Source organism: Loktanella sp. S4079 (assembly GCF_000967725.1).
Lineage (GTDB): Bacteria > Pseudomonadota > Alphaproteobacteria > Rhodobacterales > Rhodobacteraceae > Yoonia.
In genome coordinates, this window is sequence record NZ_JXYE01000007.1 from 78,870 (window position 1) to 100,588 (window position 21,719).

General features: G+C 54.8%; 23 protein-coding genes. 6 read left to right on the forward strand and 17 right to left on the reverse strand.

All coding sequences use genetic code 11. The annotated features are described in order from the left end of the window. Positions 1–90 precede the first annotated feature (90 nt). The 13 genes from ftsH to ruvC form a co-directional block, all read right to left on the reverse strand. A complete protein-coding gene (ftsH, locus tag TW80_RS15155) occupies positions 91–2,007 on the reverse strand; it encodes an ATP-dependent zinc metalloprotease FtsH (RefSeq protein ID WP_045998301.1) in 1,917 nt (638 codons plus the stop codon). Positions 2,008–2,083: 76 nt separating this feature from the next. Next, positions 2,084–3,346, reverse strand: a complete 1,263-nt coding sequence (tilS, locus tag TW80_RS15160; protein ID WP_052701022.1) for a tRNA lysidine(34) synthetase TilS — start codon at positions 3,344–3,346, stop codon at positions 2,084–2,086. Beyond that, the gene (ybgF, locus tag TW80_RS15165) at positions 3,337–4,155 is read right to left on the reverse strand and encodes a tol-pal system protein YbgF (RefSeq protein WP_045998302.1); all 819 of its coding nucleotides are present in this window, start codon (positions 4,153–4,155) and stop codon (positions 3,337–3,339) included. Before ybgF ends, tilS begins: the two co-directional genes overlap by 10 nt. A gap of 20 nt (positions 4,156–4,175) precedes the next feature. Further along, a complete protein-coding gene (gene pal, locus TW80_RS15170) occupies positions 4,176–4,694 on the reverse strand; it encodes a peptidoglycan-associated lipoprotein Pal (protein ID WP_045998303.1) in 519 nt (172 codons plus the stop codon). A gap of 77 nt (positions 4,695–4,771) precedes the next feature. Next, complete coding sequence (tolB, locus tag TW80_RS15175) at positions 4,772–6,085, reverse strand: Tol-Pal system beta propeller repeat protein TolB (protein ID WP_045998392.1); 1,314 nt, start codon at positions 6,083–6,085, stop codon at positions 4,772–4,774. Between the two features lie 102 nt (positions 6,086–6,187). Beyond that, positions 6,188–7,324 carry a hypothetical protein gene (locus TW80_RS15180; protein ID WP_045998304.1) on the reverse strand — a complete coding sequence of 379 codons (1,137 nt, stop codon included), beginning with the start codon at positions 7,322–7,324 and terminating at the stop codon, positions 6,188–6,190. 3 nt (positions 7,325–7,327) lie between these two features. Further along, positions 7,328–7,804, reverse strand: coding sequence for an ExbD/TolR family protein (locus TW80_RS15185; protein ID WP_045998305.1), 477 nt, complete (start codon positions 7,802–7,804; stop codon positions 7,328–7,330). A gap of 2 nt (positions 7,805–7,806) precedes the next feature. After that, entirely contained in the window at positions 7,807–8,481 is a 675-nt protein-coding gene (gene tolQ / locus TW80_RS15190) for a protein TolQ (protein ID WP_045998306.1), read from the reverse strand. Positions 8,482–8,592: 111 nt separating this feature from the next. Further along, the gene (ybgC, locus tag TW80_RS15195) at positions 8,593–8,979 is read right to left on the reverse strand and encodes a tol-pal system-associated acyl-CoA thioesterase (protein ID WP_045998307.1); all 387 of its coding nucleotides are present in this window, start codon (positions 8,977–8,979) and stop codon (positions 8,593–8,595) included. Then, the gene (locus tag TW80_RS15200) at positions 8,976–9,584 is read right to left on the reverse strand and encodes a hypothetical protein (protein WP_045998393.1); all 609 of its coding nucleotides are present in this window, start codon (positions 9,582–9,584) and stop codon (positions 8,976–8,978) included. The genes ybgC and TW80_RS15200 overlap by 4 nt, the downstream gene beginning before the upstream one ends. Before the next feature lie 42 nt (positions 9,585–9,626). Further along, positions 9,627–10,646, reverse strand: a complete 1,020-nt coding sequence (ruvB, locus tag TW80_RS15205) for a Holliday junction branch migration DNA helicase RuvB (RefSeq protein ID WP_045998394.1) — start codon at positions 10,644–10,646, stop codon at positions 9,627–9,629. Positions 10,647–10,655: 9 nt separating this feature from the next. Continuing rightward, complete coding sequence (ruvA, locus tag TW80_RS15210; RefSeq protein WP_045998308.1) at positions 10,656–11,315, reverse strand: Holliday junction branch migration protein RuvA; 660 nt, start codon at positions 11,313–11,315, stop codon at positions 10,656–10,658. Next, positions 11,312–11,818 (reverse strand): crossover junction endodeoxyribonuclease RuvC, encoded by a 507-nt coding sequence (gene ruvC, locus TW80_RS15215; RefSeq protein ID WP_045998395.1) that lies wholly within the window; start codon positions 11,816–11,818, stop codon positions 11,312–11,314. Before ruvC ends, ruvA begins: the two co-directional genes overlap by 4 nt. Before the next feature lie 309 nt (positions 11,819–12,127). On the opposite strand from ruvC, the gene TW80_RS15220 reads away from it, so the two are divergent. Further along, on the forward strand, positions 12,128–12,337 hold the full coding sequence (locus TW80_RS15220; protein ID WP_045998309.1) for a DUF1127 domain-containing protein: 210 nt from the start codon (positions 12,128–12,130) through the stop codon (positions 12,335–12,337). Between the two features lie 81 nt (positions 12,338–12,418). On the opposite strand, the gene TW80_RS15225 is transcribed toward TW80_RS15220, so the two are convergent. The 3 genes from TW80_RS15225 to msrA form a co-directional block, all read right to left on the reverse strand. After that, complete coding sequence (locus tag TW80_RS15225; protein WP_045998310.1) at positions 12,419–12,763, reverse strand: hypothetical protein; 345 nt, start codon at positions 12,761–12,763, stop codon at positions 12,419–12,421. A gap of 101 nt (positions 12,764–12,864) precedes the next feature. Then, positions 12,865–13,743 carry a 50S ribosomal protein L11 methyltransferase gene (locus TW80_RS15230; RefSeq protein WP_045998396.1) on the reverse strand — a complete coding sequence of 293 codons (879 nt, stop codon included), beginning with the start codon at positions 13,741–13,743 and terminating at the stop codon, positions 12,865–12,867. Between the two features lie 62 nt (positions 13,744–13,805). Then, positions 13,806–14,456, reverse strand: a complete 651-nt coding sequence (msrA, locus tag TW80_RS15235) for a peptide-methionine (S)-S-oxide reductase MsrA (RefSeq protein ID WP_045998311.1) — start codon at positions 14,454–14,456, stop codon at positions 13,806–13,808. A 172-nt stretch (positions 14,457–14,628) separates the two neighbouring features. Here msrA and TW80_RS15245 point away from each other — a divergent pair, with 172 nt between their 5' ends. Then, positions 14,629–16,026, forward strand: a complete 1,398-nt coding sequence (locus TW80_RS15245; protein WP_084625823.1) for a peroxidase family protein — start codon at positions 14,629–14,631, stop codon at positions 16,024–16,026. A 15-nt stretch (positions 16,027–16,041) separates the two neighbouring features. Here TW80_RS15245 and TW80_RS15250 read toward each other — a convergent pair whose 3' ends face one another. Next, on the reverse strand, positions 16,042–17,274 hold the full coding sequence (locus TW80_RS15250) for an MFS transporter (protein WP_045998397.1): 1,233 nt from the start codon (positions 17,272–17,274) through the stop codon (positions 16,042–16,044). A gap of 144 nt (positions 17,275–17,418) precedes the next feature. On the opposite strand from TW80_RS15250, the gene ccoG reads away from it, so the two are divergent. From ccoG to ccoS, 4 genes are read left to right on the forward strand one after another with little or no spacing between them, the layout of a single operon-like run. Further along, on the forward strand, positions 17,419–18,834 hold the full coding sequence (gene ccoG, locus TW80_RS15255) for a cytochrome c oxidase accessory protein CcoG (RefSeq protein WP_045998314.1): 1,416 nt from the start codon (positions 17,419–17,421) through the stop codon (positions 18,832–18,834). Continuing rightward, positions 18,831–19,283 (forward strand): FixH family protein, encoded by a 453-nt coding sequence (locus TW80_RS15260; RefSeq protein WP_045998315.1) that lies wholly within the window; start codon positions 18,831–18,833, stop codon positions 19,281–19,283. Before ccoG ends, TW80_RS15260 begins: the two co-directional genes overlap by 4 nt. Continuing rightward, positions 19,280–21,427 carry a heavy metal translocating P-type ATPase gene (locus TW80_RS15265; protein ID WP_045998316.1) on the forward strand — a complete coding sequence of 716 codons (2,148 nt, stop codon included), beginning with the start codon at positions 19,280–19,282 and terminating at the stop codon, positions 21,425–21,427. The genes TW80_RS15260 and TW80_RS15265 overlap by 4 nt, the downstream gene beginning before the upstream one ends. Then, positions 21,424–21,585 (forward strand): cbb3-type cytochrome oxidase assembly protein CcoS, encoded by a 162-nt coding sequence (ccoS, locus tag TW80_RS17795; RefSeq protein WP_071210184.1) that lies wholly within the window; start codon positions 21,424–21,426, stop codon positions 21,583–21,585. Before TW80_RS15265 ends, ccoS begins: the two co-directional genes overlap by 4 nt. The last annotated feature ends 134 nt before the right edge of the window (positions 21,586–21,719 follow it).

Genomic DNA, 21,719 nt, shown 5'->3' on the forward strand with positions numbered 1-21,719 from the left:
ATGCGACGATCATCGCCCGCTCAATTCAACACTTGTGCTAACTGGTATCAAGCAAAAACGCCGCCCAGCTTCGGGCGGCGTTTTTTGTGTTTATGCGGTTGGTTCCGGCTCTAGCCCACCTTCAGGGGGCTGCGGCTTTTTGGGTTTGGTTTTCGGGATCGCCGTCACCGAAGCCTTTTCATTCTTTGAGCTTTCATCGCCATCTTCATCATCTGCATGCGGAGGTTCACCCGCCATGACACGTTTGATTTCCGCACCTGTCAGCGTTTCGTATTCCAACAGACCCTGTGCAAGGCGTTCAAACTCTTCATTCTTATCAAGAAGAATTTCGCGTGCACGGTTGTAGCCATCTTGGATGAACTGACGAACTTCTTCTTCGATCAACTCTTTGGTGTGGGCGGAGACAGACAGGCCTGCTGTGTTACCTTGGTAGCCTTCATGGGCTTCGGCATAATCGATGTTACCGACCTTGTCCGACATTCCCCAACGCAACACCATGGCGCGAGCCAACTGGCTTGCTTGCTGAATATCGCCGGCGGGGCCGTTACTCACCTGATCTTCGCCGTATTTGATAATCTCGGCCGCTTTGCCCGCCATCGTCATCGCGAGGCGCTGGTGGCATTCGTCTTTGAACATATTCAGGCGGTCCATCTCTGGCAGGCTCATGACCATGCCCAAAGCACCACCGCGCGGGATGATCGTGGCCTTATAGACCGGGTCACATTTCGGCAGGGAAATCCCGACGATGGCGTGACCGGCTTCGTGATAGGCGGTCATTTCCTTTTGCTCAGCCGTCATGACCATCGAACGCCGCTCTGCGCCCATCATGACCTTATCTTTGGCCGCCTCAAAATCGACCATTGTCACGAAACGGCGACCCACTCGGGCAGCCATCAATGCGGCCTCGTTCACGAGGTTTGCCAAATCCGCCCCCGAGAAGCCCGGAGAGCCGCGCGCAATAATGCGCAGATCAACATCAGGACCCAGAGGGATTTTACGCGCATGCACGCCCAGAATTTTCTCGCGACCTTTGATATCTGGGTTCGGCACTGTGACTTGACGGTCAAATCGGCCCGGACGCAGCAACGCCGGGTCAAGCACGTCACGGCGGTTCGTCGCAGCAACAATGATCACGCCTTCATTTGCTTCAAAACCGTCCATCTCAACCAGCAATTGGTTCAATGTCTGTTCGCGTTCGTCGTTGCCACCACCGTGACCAGCGCCACGCGCACGACCAACCGCATCGATTTCATCAATAAAGACGATACATGGCGCGTTCTTTTTCGCCTGTTCAAACATATCGCGGACCCGCGATGCACCAACACCGACGAACATCTCAACAAAATCAGAACCTGAGATCGTAAAGAATGGCACACCCGCCTCGCCCGCGATGGCACGCGCCAAGAGCGTTTTACCAGTTCCCGGAGGACCAACAAGCAATGCACCTTTGGGGATTTTACCGCCCAAGCGACTGAACTTTTGCGGATTGCGCAGGAATTCGACGATCTCTTCTAGCTCTTCTTTGGCCTCATCGATCCCGGCAACATCATCAAAGGTCACGCGACCGTGCTTTTCGGTCAGCAACTTTGCGCGCGATTTGCCAAAGCCCATCGCACCGCCTTTGCCACCACCTTGCATCCGGTTCATGAAATAAATCCAAACACCGATCAGCAACAGGAATGGCAGCAGGCTAATCAAGAATGACTGGAACAGCGATGTTTCCTGACTGATTGCGGTGACCGGAATATCGGCATCCACCAACAGGCTGGTGATCGCAGCATCCTCGGGCTTGATCGTGGTATAAGTCGTGCCACCCGCAACATAGCGTACATTTTCGCCGTCGATGGTGACTGCAGAAACTTGCCCTGCCTCAACTGCTTCGACGAATTGGGTGTAATTCTGGCTGTTGCCACGGGTCGCGGATGGTGTCCCGCTGAAAATGTTGAAAAGCCCAAGAACCATCAAAAACAAGACGATCCAAAAGACCATATTTCGCGCGTTGCCCAAGGGGAGCTCCTTTGAAATCAGAGAATGGCCACGACAGAGTCGCACCAAGCGTTTCATCTAAAATAGAGGTTCAGCCCTAATCTTCAATGCCAAACGCCCTAGAATGGAAATCCGCGACAATCTGAGCCGTCCAACCCTCGGCGACGCCAGCGATCGGCGCGGCAATCAACCTATCGTTTTGCCAAATTGACGGCGACCCAAGGAGCGAATCTCGCGGAATTCCCAACGCGCGCCAACCTTCGCAGTCGCTCAATTGATCACCCAGCGCCCTGACCTGCGTGCCCGGAACCATTGGCCCGCAAATTTTCCAGCGGTGATCCCATTTAACGTTGGGTTGTCCGTTTATTGTAACAGGTTTTGTTGCTGATGGCTCGCGTACAATGCGCAGCCCGCCGTCTGACGTTGGAATCAGTACACACCCCGCTAGAGTTACCTTTTGACCGGCGCGTGCCTGGGCGACCCGGGCGCACAAATTTTCAAATCGTGGTTTATAGGGCTGGCTCGCCACCCATGCCAATGCCGCAGCCATCACGCGGCGCGGTGTGTCTTCACTGTCGAGCTCTAGTGCGTCAGGTGATAAAATCAGATCCCCGCCTTCTTGCACCACATGTTGCGCGGCGAATTGATGCGCTGCCCGTTGTAACGAACGATGGGCCGCCTTCATGTGATCGGCTGTTTGCAAGAGCCGCTTGTGGCTCAGCCCAACCTCAGCAAGCTGATCAAACATCTTACGGATCTTTACCCGGTCGTATTTACGGTCATCATTGCTGGGGTCATCGGACCAAGCGATCTGATTTTCTGTCAGCCACAACCGCAACTCTGCCCGCGACATATTCAACAGCGGACGTAGTACCTGTATACCATCGCGCTGATCCTGTGCAGTCATTGCGGCCAGACCATCCACGCCAGACCCGCGCGCAAGCCGCAACAGCACGGTTTCGGCCTGATCATCCACCGTATGACCAATCAAGACAGAGCGAATTGAATGCTGCACCGCCCAGTCACGGATCGCATTCCAACGACCATCGCGGGCAGCGGCCTGCAAATTCCCTTCGCCCGTCCATTTCCAATAGAGGGTCTGATGCGAAATCCCCAACGCCTCAGTTTGCTCCTTGACCAAGGCCAATTCATCAGCGGCCTCAGGACGCAAGCCGTGGTTCACCGATACGACATGTAATCGCTCACGCGGTAGAACCGCTGCTGCAAGGTGCATCATTGCTATGGAATCGCCGCCGCCGGATACGGCAATCCCAATTTTTTTGTTTTCAGAAATGTCGGTCTGCGTCAGCGACAGCGCAAATTGTTGAACCAGATCAGGCTGGTCTGCCTTTACTGGCATCCCAGATTCTGCATCGCCAGCTGAGCGTCGTTCACAACAGGGCTGGTTGGAAAGCGCACATTCACCTCAGCGAGCGTTAAACATGCGTCTTGTGTTTGACCAATGGTGCCCAGCGACGCCCCGAGTTTGTACAAGGCGCGAGGTGCCTGCTCGCCCTCTGGGTCGCCAGAAAATGACTCGAGATATGCGCGTGCCGCGGCTGTTGGTTGATCCAACCCTTCTAACGCCTCACCACGCATGTAGCTGGCCTGTGCGGCTAGCGGGCTACCTGGGTAGGACGCGTTAAAGGTCTCAAGCTGGTCCACGGCGCCGCGAAAGTCACGATTAGCGAGCGCCTCCTGCGCTCGCTCAAAGTCGGTCTTTTCGCCAATCGCCAATGATGGCCCGCCAGTGGCTGGGGGCAGATTGGGCGCCGGCACATCAGCCCCATTGTCGACCCCACCCAAGGATGGCGTGTCACCCAATTGTGCGATATCGCATTGCGCTTCCAGCTCGCAAAGGCGGAACTCTAGATCGCCAATACGATTTGTTCCATCAACCGTGATGCGGTTCACGCGAAACTCTAACTGCTCTGTCTTGGAGGTCAAACGCTGCAATTCTGCTTCGATCGCATTGACCCGATCCAGCAAGGTATTCCCGCTAACCCCATTGCTGACACCGCCCGTCGTACTTAGCTCGCGGTGCAGACGCTGAATATCAACATAAAGCGCAGTCAGTTGCTGACGGATATCTGCCAACGTCTCTTCTTGGGCGACGGCGGATACGGGCATCAACAACAGTGACAGAACGACAGCAATACGGTGCAACATGGATGTTCCTTAGGTCTTGGTTAGCTGGTAGCAGCCGAGAATGAAAGAACAGTAACCGCCCGGCGATTTTTTGCATAGCATGCTTCGTTCGAACACAGCTCGATTGGGCGTAATTTACCATAGCTGATCACCTCGAGCCGCGACGACGGCACGCCACGTGACACAAGGTATTCACGTACCGCATTGGCACGACGCGCACCAAGCGCAAGGTTGTATTCACGTGTGCCTTGCTCGTCGGCATGCCCTTCGATCACAGCGCGATAGTCAGCATTGGTGAGCAGCCACTGCACTTGCCCGTCCAAAATCCGCTGGCCTTCGGGCGTTAACGTCGAGGTATCAACAGCAAACAATACGCGGTCGCCGATCGCCTGACTAAAGTAGGCCGGGCTCGTTGGGTCGCTCGCTGATCCGGCTAGCGCGCCTGCCCCGGCACCTACGCCACCTGCACCGGCCGCTCCGCCACCCAAACGATCGGGGTTGGTGCAGGCCGACACGCCCACTGCCAGCAGCAACATTGTCGCTTTTGCCATCATGTTCATTGGTTCAAATCCTGTTTAAATCTGCTCATTTTCCACCAGCATAGCACGGCTGGCGCATTCTGGGAATCTAAGTTCTACTAAGGCTGCAACGGACCCCAAGACGGGTCAGAACCCGCAGTTTGGATCGGAACTGCCTTTATGTTCCGGCCCGAAATATCGACGGAGTATAGCGCGCTCGCACCTGTTTCGCCTTGGGTTTCGCGGCTGAACATGATCACGCGACCATTGGGGGACCATGTCGGACCTTCGTCAAGAAAAGACGCGGTAAGCAAACGCTCTTCTGAGCCGTCAGTACGCATTACACCGATATGGAAACGCCCGCCATGCTGTTTGGTAAACGCCACCAAGTCACCGCGCGGCGACCAAACGGGGGTGCCATAGCGCCCCTCTCCAAATGAAATCCGCCGTGCTTCACCACCGTTTGCCGACATAATATAAAGCTGCTGGGTTCCGGAACGGTCGCTCTCGAACACGATCTGACTGCCGTCTGGTGACAGGCTTGGCGCGGTTTCAATCGAAGGGGCCGACGTCAAGCGAGTGTACTGCCCGGTGGACAGGTCAGAGCGAAAAATATCGGTGTTCCCGCCATTCGACAGGCTGTAAATCACCGAACCCCCATCGCGCGAAAACCGTGGGCTAAAGGCCATTTCGCCGGGCGCTGTCTGCAATTGCTGACGGCCTACATTGGCAACATTCAAAACGTTAATCCGGGGAAAACCGCTTTCGTAGCTCGTATAAAGCACGCGATCACCATTCGGCGAAAAGCGGGGGGCCAAAACAATCGTACTGCTGTCGGTCAAATACTGAATATTTGCTCCATCGTAATCCATGATCGCGAGGCGCATTTGGCGGTTATCTTTGGGGCCACCTTCGGCAACGTAAACGACGCGGCTGTCGAAATAGCCCCCCTCGCCCGTGATCCGGCTGTACACCGCATCAGCGACTTTGTGGCCCATGCGCCGCCAACCTGCTGTCGTTCCAGCGAACTGCAATCCGCCACCCAGCTCTTGGCCCGAAAACACGTCGTATAGCCGAAATTTAACGCTAAGCTGATCGCCATTTACGGCAACTGCACCCGTAATCAGGGCCTGCGCATTAATGGCACGCCAATCGGCATAGGCAATCGGTTGCGCAAAAGACGAAACCTGCGAGATAAACGCATTGGCCTGAATTTCGCGGAACAGCCCTGTGCCAGACAGATCCTGCGCAACCAGCCGGTTCAAGTCGTTCGCAAACTGCGTTGCTTGCGCGTTTTCGGCCTGAAATACCGGTGCTGCAAATGTAATCGGCTCGATCACCCCTTCGGTGATGGTCAGCCGCAACGGACCGGTTTGCGCCGTCAGGGGCCCTGACAAGATCAAAGCCACCAAGAGAGTCAGAATTCTTTTCATCGTCTTTGCCTCATTTCGCATGGTCAGGTTTACCCTAATCTGCATTTATTGTTTCGTCATAGCAGGTGTGTGAACGTATTTCACCTCACCTAAGCGTGTTTACTAGCGTAGTCGCATTCCACTCGGGTCAAATGTAATGACGACGTCTTTCCATTGATCATATTTATTCGCTGGCATTTGGTAACCATCCGATTGGCAGCGCAATATTGCACGCCGGGCCGCTTCAAATGCGGTATTTGTTGCGCTTTGATCTCCTTGCGCGCTGACAAGCCGCGGCTGGCCGACGACTTTGCCATTCCGATCAAGTTCGAACCCGACATCGACAGTCACCCGTGAGGCGACAGACCCCGGATCAACGTTCCAGCAACGATTCACCGCCACGCGCAAGCTATCACGCTCTGCACCACTCAATGGCGGACCTGCTGCAACTGCGGGTGCCGACGGCGCCTCAGCAGCCAAAGCCGCAGCGAGGGCAGCAGCAACCGCATCATCGCTGGCATCGCTTGCAGGTGGTGTCGGTGCCTCAACTGGAGTTTCAGTAGTTTGGGTCGGTGCCTCTGGTTCAACAGCGGGGGCCGTTGGGCGACTAGGGCGCGCAACAGGACGCAAAGCACTCTCAACCAGTCCCGATGGTCTCTCATCCTCAAGTGCGATTTCGAGGGCGGTTTCTTCTGGTGCTGTCGGCGTAACCTCTTCAGTCACGACCTCGGCCGGGGCCGTTTCATCAGGGGCGACCTCTTCGCGCACGACCTCATCAATTTGCGCATCCGGCGGTGGGGGCGCAGTTGGGGTCGAAGCGATACGATCCGTCTGCGATGGCGCAGGCGGTTCATTCAAGTCCACATTTGGTGACGCAGGTGCAGCGGCAGGCAGTTCTGGCGCAATGGGCGGCTCATCCGTCGCCTCTGTTACCAGTGGCGCAGGTGGCGGTGGTGGCGGAAGCTCCTCGACCGGTGGATCAACTGGGTCAGGAGGTGGCGCAGGCTCTGCCGGCTGGACCTCGGCTGGTGGTGGTGGTGGCGCGTCGTCAATAGCAGGCTGCACCGGCGCAGTGGGTTCAGCGTTCCCCGGATCAGGCGTGCGTGCCGCCGTCAATTGCGCGAATTCTTCGCCGCTAATCACCGACACGTCCATCGCGTCAAACTCAAGCGGTTCGGAATCTAACCCCCACCCTACGATCAGCCAGCCAATAAGAAGAATATGACCTGTGGCAGATATATACGTGCCCGGCGTCTGCATGACTTAACCGTCCGACCCCGCAAAGGCGGGACCACCGACATCAGTAACCAACCCGATGTTCGAAAAGCCCCCAGCGTTCAAAGCACCCATAATCTCAGCAACGCGGTGCCACTGGTTCGCACCATCCGCGCGCAGGAATATCCGGTCGCTGGTCCGCTCAGCCGCAATCGCCTGAAGTTTAGCGACCAGATCCTCTGGGGCCGTTTCAGTTTCCTGAATCATGACCACGCCTTCGGCAGTGATGGTCACTGTCAACGGTTCTTCGTCGTCACCCGGCAGGGCATCCGCTGCGGTTTTTGGCAGTTCCACAGGAACGCCAACGGTCATCAGTGGGGCCGCAACCATAAAGATGATCAAGAGAACCAGCATCACGTCAACAAATGGCGTGATGTTGATCTCAGCCATGGGCTGAACCCGGCTGCCACGACGACGACGGCGCCTGCCGCCCCCGTCACCTGATTTCATTACACCCGCACCCATGATCAGCTATCCAACTGGCGACTCAAGATCGTCGCGAATTCATCGGCAAATGCCTCGTAACCAGCAACGATACGATCACTATCCCCAGAGAGCTTGTTATAGAATATCACAGCAGGAATAGCGGCCAACAGGCCCAAGCCCGTCGCCAGCAACGCCTCTGCGATACCAGGTGCAACAACGGCTAGGTTTGTGTTTTGTGCTTCCGCGATTTCGATAAAGGCGTTCATAATACCCCAAACGGTCCCAAACAGACCGACAAACGGGGCGGTCGATCCCACGGTCGCGAGTACTGGCAATCCGCGTTGAAGACGGGCAGCCTCTTTGGCGATCGCAACATCCATTGAGCGGTCAATCCGGGCTGTCGCACCTGCGATCAAGCCACCATCCTGACGATGCGATCTGCGCCACTCTAACATGCCCGCAACAAAAATCTTTTGACTCGCGCCGTCCGGGTCGGTCCCAATTTGGTCAAACAATCCGTCAAGCGGCTCACCCGACCAGAACTGCCGATCAAAAATCTCTGCCTCTGCACGCGCTTTGCGATATTGAATGATCTTGTCCACGATCACAGCCCAACACCATACAGATGCGGCGATCAGCATGATCATGACCAGTTTTACAGTGATTGTCGCGCGCGCAAATAGCGCCCACATCGTGAAGTCGGTTGCTGCTTCCATTGTGCCTGCTCTGCCTGTAGGCCCGTTTTTGGGCTCTGATTAATCAACCCTTAACGCAAGCCGAATCCAAAATCCAATCAAACCCGTATTACAAGGCAGAAACTGGATGAATTAGTGCACCGACTGGCGGATCGCCGCCGGAAGGCGGGCCACGGCACCAGCCTCATTCATGCAAATCAAGGTCACAAGGGCAGAAAACAGCAAAACTTCCCCGCGTTTCACGTCTTGCTTTAGGGTCAGACGCACACCAGTACGTTCAGAGAGGGTGGTTTCAACCAGCAATTCATCGTCAAAGCGCGCGGGCGCTAGGTAATCGGCCTCAACACGCCGCACGGCAAAGACAAAGCCCTCTGCTTTCATCTCAACTTGGTCGATACCCATCTCGCGGACCCATTCGCTGCGGGCCCGTTCGATGAATTTCAGATAATTCGCGTAGTAAACGATGCCCGCAAGATCGGTGTCTTCGTAATACACACGTACAGGAAACTGATGAATCATGACAAACGCGCCCCAATGCGCAGCGCGTGACTAGGATCATGCGCACTCACCGGCATGACAGGATCATAGGCCGCGCGGATCACATCGGCGATTTCAGGGCGCAAAGTCACCTGATCGTTAATCATGGCCAGTGGCGGCATTTCCGAAAACGCTGTGTCAGACCACAACAAAATCACCTGCACGGCCTGCGACAATGCCAAGGCATCCGCTGGTGCTTGCGCCATTTGGTCATCCATCCGCAAAAAGACGAACGCCGCCTGAACAGCACCGGCATCATCAAACCGAAAGATACGATACTGATTAGCATCAGCTTGCTTTAGACGCCCAACAAGCGTCGCGAGCTCTGGCAACATTTTGTCCAGATGCGGCACCTCCAACAGCTCATCCCAACTTTGACAAAAGAACATCATCAAATTGGCACCAAGCTCGGCGTCGGTCTCGTCCATTTTGTGACCAGCTAAACTGACCACAGCTTCAATTGCCCCCTTAAACACAGCCAAGGTCGCATCATCCACACCAAAGACAACAGGCACAATTGGGCGTCCCCAGCGGGCAAAGACATATTCACCATCGGAACGGGTAAACAAAGGCGCTACATCATCCATCATCTTGCTTTCAATACTCCCCCGCCGGAGGCGTCCCATCACTCAACCAAATAGATCCGTTTGCGATTTAGGCGCATTCAGCCCCAGATGGGTCCATGCGGCCTGCGCTAACATCCGGCCACGCGGTGTACGCTGGATTAATCCCTTTTGCAAAAGATAGGGTTCAATCACATCCTCTAGACTATCGCGGCTTTCGGACAATGCGGCCGACATCGTTTCAACACCGACAGGCCCGCCGCCATAGCTCTCTGCAATCAAACGCAGGTATCGGCGATCCGCATTGTCCAGCCCTAGATGATCAACCCCCAGTCGGGTCAGCGCGCGATCCGCGATCTCTTGGGTAACCGTTCCGTCACCCTCGACAATCGCAAAATCCACCACCCTTCGGAGCAACCTTCCCGCGATACGCGGCGTCCCACGCGCACGTCGCGCAATTTCGCGCGCACCCCCTTCGGAGGCTGGCGCACCCAACATCCGCGCGCCACGGGTCACGATCAGGTCCAATTCATCTTCGGTGTAGAATTCCAGCCGGGTCGGAATGCCAAACCGATCACGCAGCGGCGTTGTCAGCAATCCCATACGTGTCGTCGCACCGACCAAAGTAAATGGCTGCAATTCAATGCGCACTGTACGTGCGGCGGGACCTTCGCCAATCACAAGGTCCAATTCAAAATCTTCTAGCGCAGGGTACAGCACCTCTTCGACCGCTGGGTTCAACCGATGAATTTCGTCGATGAACAAAACATCGCGCGCCTCTAGATTGGTCAGGATCGCCGCCAGATCTCCGGCTTTGGCCAGAACCGGCCCAGAGGTCATCCGAAAATTCACTCCCAGCTCGCGGGCCATAATCTGGGCAAGCGTGGTTTTCCCCAATCCCGGCGGGCCGTGGAACAACGTGTGATCCATCGCCTCGCCCCGGCGTCTGGCGCTCTCGATAAAAATCTTCAGGTTCGCACGAGCGTCGGCCTGACCGATAAATTCATCCAGAGTTTGCGGGCGCAACGCACGGTCGGCATCCTCTGGCTGAGGATCAGGGCGCAGTGTTGGGTCAGGCTCGTTCATCTGCATCACCTACCCCTTTGGGGCCAGCAGCTTCAAGGCCGCACGGATCAAAGCCGAAGTATCAGCATCGGGGTCTGCCCCCATTGCCTCGGCGACAGCGCTGGCAGCATCGCTCGGGGCATACCCTAGATTAGCTAGGGCAGATAAGGTTTCAGCCTGCGCAGGGTTTACTTGTTTCACTGTGCGCTTGGGCGGCGCAGGCGTAGATTCTGTCTCGACAACCTCGACCTCGGCGGCTTCGGCGACTGTTCCGCCCATCGCCATAACACTTGGCGCTTTATCCTTGAGCTCAAGAATGACTTTTTGCGCGGTCTTTGGCCCGACGCCTTTGGCCTTGGAAACGGCGCTCCAGTCACCTAGCGCGATTGCACGGCTTACGCCATCTTCTCCAAGAGTACCCAGAATTGACAGCGATGCCTTGGCGCCAATGCCTTGCACTGACATCAACAAACGATGCCATTCTTTTTCAACCAGCGTTGTAAAACCAAAAAGCTGAAGGTTATCTTCGCGCACGAGCAGGTCAGTATAGAGCGCAACGGCCTCTCCGTTTGCTGGCAAACTCGCCATGACACGATCAGACACATAAACAATGTAACCAACACCACGGACATCTATCAAAACGTGATCTGTGCTGCGGTATTCAAGCCGCCCTGCGATTTTCCCAATCATGCGCCTGCCTTTTCGAGTGCTGCGGCCAGTGTGCCAGCAGACTGAAGATGATGTGAATGGCAAATTGCAATCGCCAATGCGTCTGCGGAATCCGCGCCCGCGATTTTTACGCCGGGCAACTGCAACTTCACCATATGTTCGATTTGATGCTTTTCAGCATGGCCAACGCCGACAACCGCCTTTTTCACCGCGTTTGGAGCATATTCACCAATCGCCAGCCCAGCCTGCGCAGGAACAAGCATCGCAATGCCGCGTGCCTGACCCAGCTTTAGCGTGCCAACGCCATCTTTGTTTACAAATGTCTGCTCGACGGCGGCGGCGTCAGGTTGCCAGCGATGGATCACATCCGTGAGCTGTTCGTGCAGCGAAAGCAAGCGCGCGCCAAGGTCTGTTCCCACCGAATGGCAGATTCCATTTGCAATATGTGACAGACGAGAACCCGAAACTTCGATCACGCCCCACCCCATATTCCGCAGTCCCGGGTCGATTCCCAATACGCGCATTGCTTGCCTCAATACTTTCTTTTCTTTTTTGCGGTAGCACAAAACGCGAACAAAGACCAAGAGACTTTCCCTGACCGATGCAAACTGAACAAAACCTATTGTTCTCGGGGCTTAAAAACACCCTAGAATCAGAGGTCTATCAAACCCCTTAATTGCAAGGACAAATTGAGACATTTGACTAATTATTAGGCATTCTGAAAACTCATACGGGCTATGCAAAAATAGCACTAGCTCAGTTTAAAAATACAACCTAGATGCCGCCCATCAAATTCAATCTGCAACGCAGAACCCGCTTTAAGGAATGAGCCAATGGCCAACGTAAATACAAACCTCGCCGCTTCTAGCATTTTGGCTGGTCGCGTAACATCTTTCTGTCACCTCGCCCTGAACGCTGTTGCCCAATGGAACGACGCACGTATCACACGCAATGCGCTTCTGAAACTATCCGCACGTGAACTTGACGATATCGGCCTGACATTTGCCGACATCGAAAAAGTTGCCGCGCGCAAAGCCTACTAAGACGCCCCACCACCACTCACAATGCGAAAGGCCACGCCGTATTACAGGCGTGGCCTTTTCGTCGAGGGAATAGAATTTGAGTTATTGCATCACTGCCTTAACTTTTTCAGCAATGAACATCGTTGCAACGTCAGGCTGCATAACCCAAGCACCTGCTTGTTCAACCACGCTGCCAGAATTCAGGTTCGAAACGCGCTCGGCATAGGCTTCTTGCCCGATGGCGGCGAACAGAAATCCCTTAAAGACAAATCCGGTCACGACCAGAGCGATCAATCCCTTCAATGGGAACTTTGGCCGGTATACGCGAGGGCGTGCAACGATCAGCCCATCAGCAGTGATGGTTTTGACAACGCCGTTCGCCATACGGTCATGACGACGCACGATGCGCTTAAGACGTTTATCAAAAGGTACGTTCGCCTGAGTCATATTACACTCCCGAAAAATAACACTCGAATAAAATCCCGAGTAAGTTCACAACCAGAGAACGCATAAACAAGACATTTCGCAAGAAACGTAAGATTAATTCGTCAAACTGGTGCTTTCTTGCTCATTGTTAGCGTGGTCCATTCAACAATGCTACTTCTTTTTACTACATTGAAGCCATTTTCGATATAAACAGCCACGACTTCATCGGCCTGTTCATTCAGAATCCCCGAGAGAATCACATACCCTCCGGTTGCAACATTGCTGGCCATTGCGGGCGCTAGCCCAATCAACGGACCCTTTAGAATGTTCGCAAAGACCAAATCGTAAGGCGCTGCATTTGCTATCTCTGGCGCATCAAATCCGGCTGCAACGACGCAATTCACCTTGCCCTCAAGCCCGTTGGCAACAACATTCGCTGCTGCCACTTCAACGGCAACCGGATCGATATCGCCCGCGAGCACAACGTTCGGCAGAACTTTGGCGGCGGCCATTGCCAGAACAGCGGTACCGCAGCCAACATCAGCGATACGCGCGCCGTCAAAGCCAGTTTCCAGCAGCGCGTCAAACGCCTCAAGACACCCCAAAGTTGTGCCGTGATGTCCTGTACCGAACGCCATCGCCGCATCAATCAACAATGGCACCTTATCCGCTGGTACTTTGTCAGCGTCGTGGCTGCCGTAAACATAGAACCGGCCCGCCTCGACTGGTGCTAATTCACGTTGGACCTTGGACACCCAATCCTGATCGGGAATTTTAGAGATGTTGAACGGCTTGGCATGATGGATCGCCGAAAACACTGCAAGCGCGGCTGCATCGGGTTCGTCTACGAAATACGCGGCGACTTCCCAGAGGCCAGAACCGTCTTCGATCTCAAACACACCGACGCCTGTGGGCTCGGGCACCAGATCCTCAAGTGCCTCAGAAAGCGCATAGGCAGCGTCTTCGCCGTCAATCGTTGTCAAAGCCGTAAAAGAAGTCATCGCCATCACCCTATATAAGATGCCTCGAGTTAGGCTCTCGCTTGGTTGGCGTCAAGCGACCGCTAAGTGGCAAGCCCAATCGGGCAAGTCACCCCAGTCCCACCGATACCGCAATAGCCATCGGGGTTCTTGGCTAAATACTGTTGGTGATATTCTTCGGCATAATAGAAAGCAGGCGCATCAATGATTTCGGTCGTGATCTGCCCATATCCTGCGCTAGCCAAACGCGGCGCAAACTCTTGCTTAGATGTCTCTGCTGCGGTTTTTTGTTCGGCATCCGCGACATATATACCCGAGCGATATTGCGTACCCATATCGTTGCCCTGACGCATCCCTTGGGTAGGGTCGTGATTTTCCCAAAACATCTGCAACAGTCGGGTATAGCTTACGCGTGTGGGGTCAAAAACGACGCGGACAACTTCGTTGTGGCCGGTTTTGCCAGTGCAGACTTCTTCGTAGGTGGGGTTTGGGGTGAAGCCGCCCGCATAGCCAACCATCGTCGAGACAACGCCGTCGATTTGCCAAAAGATGCGCTCTACCCCCCAAAAGCAGCCCATCCCAAAGATCGCGACCTGCATTCCGGCAGGCACATCTACAGCCAAGGGCGTGCCAAACACAGAGTGCGCCTGCGGCACAGGCATCGCCGTCTGGCGACCGGGCAAGGCATTTTGTGCGTCAACCATTTGGGTTTTGTCAGCGTTCAATCGAAACATGGCGCGATCCTTTGCGTGTTGAAAACTAAATATAGCGCAGCAAACAATCCTTCAACCAAAGTCATGATTTCCCGCATAACGGCGCAATCAAGAAATGGTGTATGTTTACGTAGGGGCAACTTTGTTTCAGCCTTTTGACTTTTGATTTCTTATTTCAGCCAGGAGAAAACCGATGAACATATCGGCACCAGCTAAGAGTTTTCTGACGTCTCCCGAACCCAAGCCGCATGAAAAGCGCCCGATCAAGCATGGGTCGAACAAAATGTTCGCCATACTTGCGAGCGCATGTGAGCAGCCCAAGAAATACATGGATGTCTGTGATGATCTGGAACACGGGTCTTTGCAATCCGTGTTTGGCAGGCTCTGTGACGCGCAGGAAAAAATCCCTTTTGACAGCACAGAGAAATACGAAACTGCCATCCGCAAGGTTACCGCCGGAATGATGGATAGGTCCGAAAATCCCAGTGATGGGCCTGCGGACGCCGGCATTGCGTTTCTCGGCCAGTTTATTGACCACGATATCACCCTCGAGGCGACAACCGAACTTGGCAAACCATCAAAGGTGCCAGTGGAAAAGCTGCGCAACTTTCGCACGCCAAAGCTGGACCTTGATTGCGTCTACGGTGATGGCCCAGAGGTGCACCCGCATCTCTATGACCAGACAAGCTCTGGCAAATTGCTGTTTGGGCGCATGTCTGGCGAGGGCATGACCGAAATCAACCAGCACGACCTTGCCCGCAATCGTCATGGGCGTGCATTGATCGGTGATCCGCGCAATGACGAGAACGTGTTTGTCAGCCAAGTGCACGGTCGGCAATTCGTTCAGGCGCATAATCTGTTGGTCGATCAGCTTGGGTCGTATGAGGCCGCGCGCGAGACCCTGACCAAATCATACCACCACCGCATCGTCACAGAGTTTCTGCCTGCGGTCGTGCATCGCGATACTCTCAAACCGTTTCTGGATTGGTATTATCACGACATAACACCCAAAACAGGTGATATCGACTGGGCCCATGCCCCAGACATGCCAATCGAATTTGCCGCAGCCGCATTCCGCTTTGGGCATTCTATGATCCGGCAAGACTATGCACTGAACGATCCAAACGTCGCGTTCCCCATCTTTAACGGGGATCTACGCGGTTTCTCACCAGTGGCGGCCAAGCATAACCTCGATATGGAGCTATTCTTTGGGCCTCATAGCCAAAAATCGCGACCTATTGATACGCAGCTTCCGGCGGCGCTTCATGAACTTCCCAAAGAAGTGGTGGGTGCGACAGGTGAACCAAACCTTGCTTTCAGAAATATCATACGTGGCCAGCTGACCTTCCATCTGCCCTACGGCGAAGACATGGCCAATCTGATGGGGACTCAGGTGATCGACACCCATGATTTGATCAAAGACAATGACCTCAAGGGCATGACGCCTTTGTGGTTCTATATCCTCGCCGAGGCAGAAAAACTGGGTGGCAAACTTGGTCCGGTCGGTGGCGGGATTGTCGCAGGAACGCTTGTGAACCTGCTCCGCAAGAGCACTGTCGAGGAAAACCACGAAGACGCGCTTGTCGCTTAAACAATACCGCCTCGGCTACTCTGCCGGGGCGGCCATCAGGCGCTGTTGAAAGATCGTCTCGTGCCCCGGTGCAGGGTGACGCGGGATCAAAAGAGCAAGCACAAATGATGTGGCCGCCATCCCTGCCGCCAAGGCGAAAACCGCAGGCGGTGACACCAGCCACAAATACCCCAACCCCGCAGGTAGAAACACCGCCGCGATATGGTTGATCGTAAAGGCGACCGCGGCAGTCGGCGCAATATCCTTGGGGTCGGCGATTTTTTGAAAGTAGGTTTTCAGTGCGAGGGCCAGCGCGAACAGCATGTGGTCAATCACATACAGCGCCGATGCAATCATCACCCCCCAAGCAAAGAAATAAAGCCCGCCATAAGCCAAAAAGACGCAGATCAACCCGAAATATTCAAACAATAGCGCCCGCCGCTCTCCGAACCGCCATACGATTTTACCCATCAACGGGGCCACCGCGATATTGATCACGAGGTTGATCATATAAAGCGCCGTGACCTCGTGCACTTTGAAGCCGAATTTTTCGACCATCATGAAGCCGGCAAACACCACAAAGATTTGCCGCCTCGCGCCAGCCATGAATTGCAGCGCATAGTAAAGCCAATAACGCTTGCGCAAGACAAAGGACTTGAGCTGCGGATGCGGTGCTTCAAATTGCGGATAGGCCAGCAGACAAAACACAGCGACAATCGCCGTAAACCCGCCCGACAACATATAGACGAAATTATAGCTCAGATCATAAGTCCGCCATGTCATCACGATTAGCAGATAAGCCACCAAAGTGGCCCCCGACCCCGCAGCCATCAACCAGCCAATGGTTTGCGGTGCTTTCTTTTTGTCGATCCATTGTAATTGCAGTGATTGGTTCACCGTTTCGTAGTAGTGAAATCCAATCGACGACAACATTGTCAGCGTCAAAATCCCGCCCATCGTCGGGAACTTGGCCGTGATTGCGGTAGCAACGCCCAACATGATCAAAGCAACCATGCCAAGCACTTGTTCGCGCATGAACATGATGATCACGATCACGCCGATCGCCAAGAAACCGGGGATTTCACGCACCGTATGCAGCCAACCAATATCGCTGCCGTCAAAATCTGCGACATCGATCACAAAGTTGTTTAGCAACGCCGACCACGTCGAAAACGCCACAGGCATGGCTATCGCCATCAGCAACAAAAGGGCAGCGGGACGCCGCCAAATGGGCAGCTGATGGGCATCTTCGAGGCGAATAATTTTCATGCCCTCAGCCTTACGCCTGTTTATCTGACTTGGCGATAGCGAAATGCACAGGTCGAACTGTGCAAGATCAAACAATTGATCCACATCAAAGACTGGCACGCCCAGCGCATTAAAAACGACCATGCGAACAGAGCAGGTCACAAGATGTCAGTTACCGAACCTCAATCACTTTATGCCGCCCGCGAGCCGATCTTTCCGCGTCGCGTTAAGGGCTATTACCGCAGGCTGAAATGGTGGGTCATGGCAGTGACGCTTGGCATTTACTATTTGACGCCTTGGCTGCGCTGGGATCGTGGGCCTAACCTTCCGGATCAAGCGGTGCTGATTGATCTCGCGCATCGGCGCTTTTACTTCTTTTGGATCGAAATTTGGCCGCATGAATTCTATTTCATCGCCGGATTGCTGATCATGGCGGGCTTGGGTCTGTTTTTGTTCACTTCTGCCTTGGGTCGGGTGTGGTGCGGATACACCTGCCCCCAAACCGTTTGGACGGATCTCTTTATACTCGTCGAACGCTGGATCGAAGGCGACCGCAACGCCCGCGTCCGTTTGTGGAAATCCAAATGGGACGCACGCAAATGGCGGCTACGGCTTACCAAATGGACTGTATGGTTTTTCATCGCCCTTGCTACAGGCGGAGCATGGGTTTTCTATTTTGCTGATGCGCCCACGCTCGCAGGTGATTTGATCACCGGCAATGCACCATCAATTGCATGGGCGACCATCGGAATCCTAACCGCAACCACCTTTGTCTTTGGTGGATTTATGCGTGAACAGGTCTGCAACTACATGTGTCCATGGCCCCGCATCCAAGCCGCAATGATGGACGCCGACACGCTGACCGTTGCCTATCGCGATTGGCGCGGAGAACCGCGCGGCAAGAAACATCAGAACACCACGGGCGATTGCATCGATTGCATGGCCTGCGTCAACGTCTGTCCCGCTGGCATTGATATTCGCGACGGGCAGCAGATGGAGTGCATTACCTGCGCGCTGTGTATTGATGCCTGCGATGATGTGATGACGAAGATCGGCAAACCTCGCGGGCTGATCGATTATCTGGCGCTCTCCGACCAAGACGCCGAAGCAATGGGGCAGCCCGCCAAACCCATCTGGCAACATGTGTTCCGGCTACGCACCATTCTTTATACCACGCTTTGGGCGCTTATCGGTATCGGGCTTGTTTTTGCGCTGTTCATTCGTGCCGATATCGAAATGACGGTCTCGCCCGTTCGCAACCCAACATTCGTGATGCTCTCGGACGGAACGGTGCGCAATATCTATGACATTCGCCTGCTCAATAAGAATGGCGAGGATCGCGCATTTGAAGTGTCTGTCAGCGCCAACTCTGCGTTGACGATCACCCTAGAGGGGCAAAATGGCAACACGGTCACCGTGCCCGCCAACGAAACGCTGATCCAGCGCGTCTATGTATCTGCCCCCCCTTCAGATCAGGCCGCGACCACAGAACACAGCCCAATACGGTTCTGGGTCACTGATCAGATCACGAATGAAAGAGCCCACAAAGACACCATTTTTAACGGAAGGAGCATCGAATGACCCGCGAATTCACTGGCTGGCACATGTTAGGGATCATGGTTCTTGGCTTTGGCACAATCATCACCGTGAACCTGATCCTTGCTTACAACGCTGTGCACAGCTTCCCAGGGCTGGAAACACGTAACTCCTATGTCGTGAGCCAATCATTCGAAGCAGATCGCGCCGCCCAAGACGCGTTGAATTGGACGCTCGAGACCCATCTGACGCACTCAGAGCTTTCGCTTAAGATTACGGACGCAGATGGTGCCGCCGTCATCCCCAAAATCACGAGCGCGACATTGGGCCGGGCCACACATGTGTCCCAAGATGTCACTCCGGAATTTGAGGTCCGTGATGGGGTAATGGTTGCGAAGGTCGATGCCGGTGCAGGCTACTGGAATCTACGCATCGTGCTTGAGGCACAAGACGGTACCGCGTTTCGGCGTCGCATACAGTTGACTGCACAATGAGCACCGCAACCTTTTGCCCGGCGTGCGTTGGTACGCCAGAGTTCACACAAACGACCGCCACTTCGCAGGGCAACCAACAGATCATTCTTTCGCTTCCCGGCATTCACTGTATCGCCTGTATGAACGGGGTAGAGGCCGCGCTAGGCGTTATTCCCGGTGTAGATTCTGCACGCGTAAATCTGTCGCTAAAGCGGGTCACCGTTGGGCTGAACCAGCCCGTACCGCCAGAAACCCTGATCGAAGCGCTTGAACTGGCGGGGTTCGAGGCACGTATTCTGGACGCCACATTGCTCGGCGCGCAAACCGATAATTACGGACGCGCGCTCATGACCCGCATTGCCGTATCAGGTTTTGCGATGATGAATGTGATGTTGCTATCGGTCGCTGTCTGGTCCGGTGCAGTTGGCGCGACACAGCATCTATTTCATATGATCAGCGCGATGATCGCCCTGCCTGCTGTCGTCTATGCCGCGCAGCCGTTTTTTCACAACGCTTGGGTCGCGCTATCAAGACGGCGACTGAATATGGATGTGCCGATTTCGCTGGCCATCTTGTTGGCCGCTGGGATGTCGTTGTTCGAAACCTTTGTCGGCGGCGCGCAGGCTTATTTTGATGCTGCACTTTCGCTGACGTTCTTTCTATTGATTGGTCGCTATCTCGATCACCGCAGCCGCAAAGCGGCGGCCTCGGCCGCTGCCCAGCTTTCAGCACTTGAGGTTCCGCGCGTGCTTCGGATTGATGGCGAAACGCGCGAAATGATCGACTTTGACCAATTGCGCGTCGGCGACAATATTCAGGTCCTGCCGGGTGGCCGTATCCCGGTGGACGGTGTGGTGATCACGGGACAAAGCGAAATTGACCGCTCGATCCTAACGGGCGAAAGCCGCACATCCGAGGTGTCCCCGAATGCAAAGGTTACCGCCGGAGAAATCAACATTTCTGGTCCGCTCGTAATCCGCGCCAACACGGTAGGTGGGGATACGACATTGCGTCGTATGGCAACGATGATCGACAAGGCAGAAGCAACCAAGAACCGCTACACAGCCATCGCAGATCGGGCTGCCGCGATTTACGCCCCGATGGTACATCTGCTTGCGCTCGTGACCTTTGCGGGGTGGATAATTTACGCTGGGGACCTGCGGCTATCACTCAATATCGCGGTTGCCGTTTTAATCATCACATGTCCCTGCGCGCTGGGCCTTGCGGTGCCAGCGGTATCAACAACTGCCGCCGGGCGACTGTTTCGCACTGGCCTATTGGTCAAAGACGGCACCGCGCTTGAACGCATCGCGGAAACCGATACCGTCATTTTTGACAAAACTGGCACGCTCACCATGCCGGCAGCAGACGGTGCGCAATTGGACCTGACAACCAGAGCAATCGCGCTTGGTCTCGCCCAAGCCAGCAGCCACCCCATCGCGCAGGCCATCACGCGCTCACTTGGGCAGATCACGCCCGCACCGTTAAACGAAATTTGTGAGCACCCCGGCAAAGGCATCAGCGCGAAATGGAACGATACACCAGTCCGCCTGGGCGCTGGAAATTGGATGGGTGCTGGAACGGGCACATATGTACAGATAGACAATCAACCACCGCAGAAAATCGCGCTCAATTCGCAGCTCCGTCTTGGGGCAAAAGAGCTGGTCGCAGCATGGCAAAAGGCTGGTTATTCAGTGCATCTGGTTTCCGGCGACGAAAGCCGCGAAACAAGCCGGATCGCCGAGATCCTGAAGATCACGCAATGGAAAGCAAATGCATCGCCAGCCGACAAAATCGCCTATGTCCAAAGCTATGCGAACACCAGCGCCAAGGTTTTGATGGTTGGTGATGGACTGAACGACACCGGAGCGCTGGCTGCTGCGCATGCCTCTGTTTCGCCAGCCAGCGCGGTGGATGCATCCCGCGCAGCCTCTGACGTTGTATTGCTCAATGACAGCCTGATCCCGCTCATCGCGCTGCCATTTATTGCACGTGCTGCCAAACGCCGGATCATCGAGAATTTTGCGATCTCTGCGGCATATAATTGCATCGCCATCCCAATCGCTGTGCTTGGCTACGCGACACCGCTTTTGGCTGCGATTGCAATGTCGGTATCATCGCTAACTGTGCTCGCAAATGCGATGCGCCTAAGAGGTGGAAAATGAACGTTCTCGTCATCCTTATTCCCGTGTCTCTGCTCCTTGGGGGGCTTGGATTGATCGCCTTTCTATGGAGCCTGCGCAGCGACCAATATGACGATCTAGACGGAGACGCCTGGCGCATCCTGAGTGACGACGAACACAATCACCCTTCGAAAAATTAGACCCATTGGTATAAATCCTAGCGATTAATTGGCGGCGCTGTTGACTCGGGCGAATACGGTGCCTAACTACGCTGCGTTATCACTCGAACATTGTGAGTGCTAACATGGGAGAAACACGAACTGGAGAAGTTCTG

What these genes read in the sequence shown, in the direction of transcription:
- tilS (WP_052701022.1), bottom strand. Translation starts at nt 3,346, where the DNA reads ATGCCAGTAAAGGCAGACCAGCCTGATCTGGTTCAACAATTTGCGCTG.
- ybgF (WP_045998302.1), bottom strand. Translation starts at nt 4,155, where the DNA reads ATGTTGCACCGTATTGCTGTCGTTCTGTCACTGTTGTTGATGCCCGTA.
- pal (WP_045998303.1), bottom strand. Translation starts at nt 4,694, where the DNA reads ATGAACATGATGGCAAAAGCGACAATGTTGCTGCTGGCAGTGGGCGTG.
- tolB (WP_045998392.1), bottom strand. Translation starts at nt 6,085, where the DNA reads ATGAAAAGAATTCTGACTCTCTTGGTGGCTTTGATCTTGTCAGGGCCC.
- TW80_RS15180 (WP_045998304.1), bottom strand. Translation starts at nt 7,324, where the DNA reads ATGCAGACGCCGGGCACGTATATATCTGCCACAGGTCATATTCTTCTT.
- TW80_RS15185 (WP_045998305.1), bottom strand. Translation starts at nt 7,804, where the DNA reads ATGGGTGCGGGTGTAATGAAATCAGGTGACGGGGGCGGCAGGCGCCGT.
- tolQ (WP_045998306.1), bottom strand. Translation starts at nt 8,481, where the DNA reads ATGGAAGCAGCAACCGACTTCACGATGTGGGCGCTATTTGCGCGCGCG.
- ybgC (WP_045998307.1), bottom strand. Translation starts at nt 8,979, where the DNA reads ATGATTCATCAGTTTCCTGTACGTGTGTATTACGAAGACACCGATCTT.
- TW80_RS15200 (WP_045998393.1), bottom strand. Translation starts at nt 9,584, where the DNA reads ATGGATGATGTAGCGCCTTTGTTTACCCGTTCCGATGGTGAATATGTC.
- ruvB (WP_045998394.1), bottom strand. Translation starts at nt 10,646, where the DNA reads ATGAACGAGCCTGACCCAACACTGCGCCCTGATCCTCAGCCAGAGGAT.
- ruvA (WP_045998308.1), bottom strand. Translation starts at nt 11,315, where the DNA reads ATGATTGGGAAAATCGCAGGGCGGCTTGAATACCGCAGCACAGATCAC.
- ruvC (WP_045998395.1), bottom strand. Translation starts at nt 11,818, where the DNA reads ATGCGCGTATTGGGAATCGACCCGGGACTGCGGAATATGGGGTGGGGC.
- TW80_RS15220 (WP_045998309.1), top strand. Translation starts at nt 12,128, where the DNA reads ATGGCCAACGTAAATACAAACCTCGCCGCTTCTAGCATTTTGGCTGGT.
- TW80_RS15225 (WP_045998310.1), bottom strand. Translation starts at nt 12,763, where the DNA reads ATGACTCAGGCGAACGTACCTTTTGATAAACGTCTTAAGCGCATCGTG.
- TW80_RS15230 (WP_045998396.1), bottom strand. Translation starts at nt 13,743, where the DNA reads ATGACTTCTTTTACGGCTTTGACAACGATTGACGGCGAAGACGCTGCC.
- msrA (WP_045998311.1), bottom strand. Translation starts at nt 14,456, where the DNA reads ATGTTTCGATTGAACGCTGACAAAACCCAAATGGTTGACGCACAAAAT.
- TW80_RS15245 (WP_084625823.1), top strand. Translation starts at nt 14,629, where the DNA reads ATGAACATATCGGCACCAGCTAAGAGTTTTCTGACGTCTCCCGAACCC.
- TW80_RS15250 (WP_045998397.1), bottom strand. Translation starts at nt 17,274, where the DNA reads ATGAAAATTATTCGCCTCGAAGATGCCCATCAGCTGCCCATTTGGCGG.
- ccoG (WP_045998314.1), top strand. Translation starts at nt 17,419, where the DNA reads ATGTCAGTTACCGAACCTCAATCACTTTATGCCGCCCGCGAGCCGATC.
- TW80_RS15260 (WP_045998315.1), top strand. Translation starts at nt 18,831, where the DNA reads ATGACCCGCGAATTCACTGGCTGGCACATGTTAGGGATCATGGTTCTT.
- TW80_RS15265 (WP_045998316.1), top strand. Translation starts at nt 19,280, where the DNA reads ATGAGCACCGCAACCTTTTGCCCGGCGTGCGTTGGTACGCCAGAGTTC.
- ccoS (WP_071210184.1), top strand. Translation starts at nt 21,424, where the DNA reads ATGAACGTTCTCGTCATCCTTATTCCCGTGTCTCTGCTCCTTGGGGGG.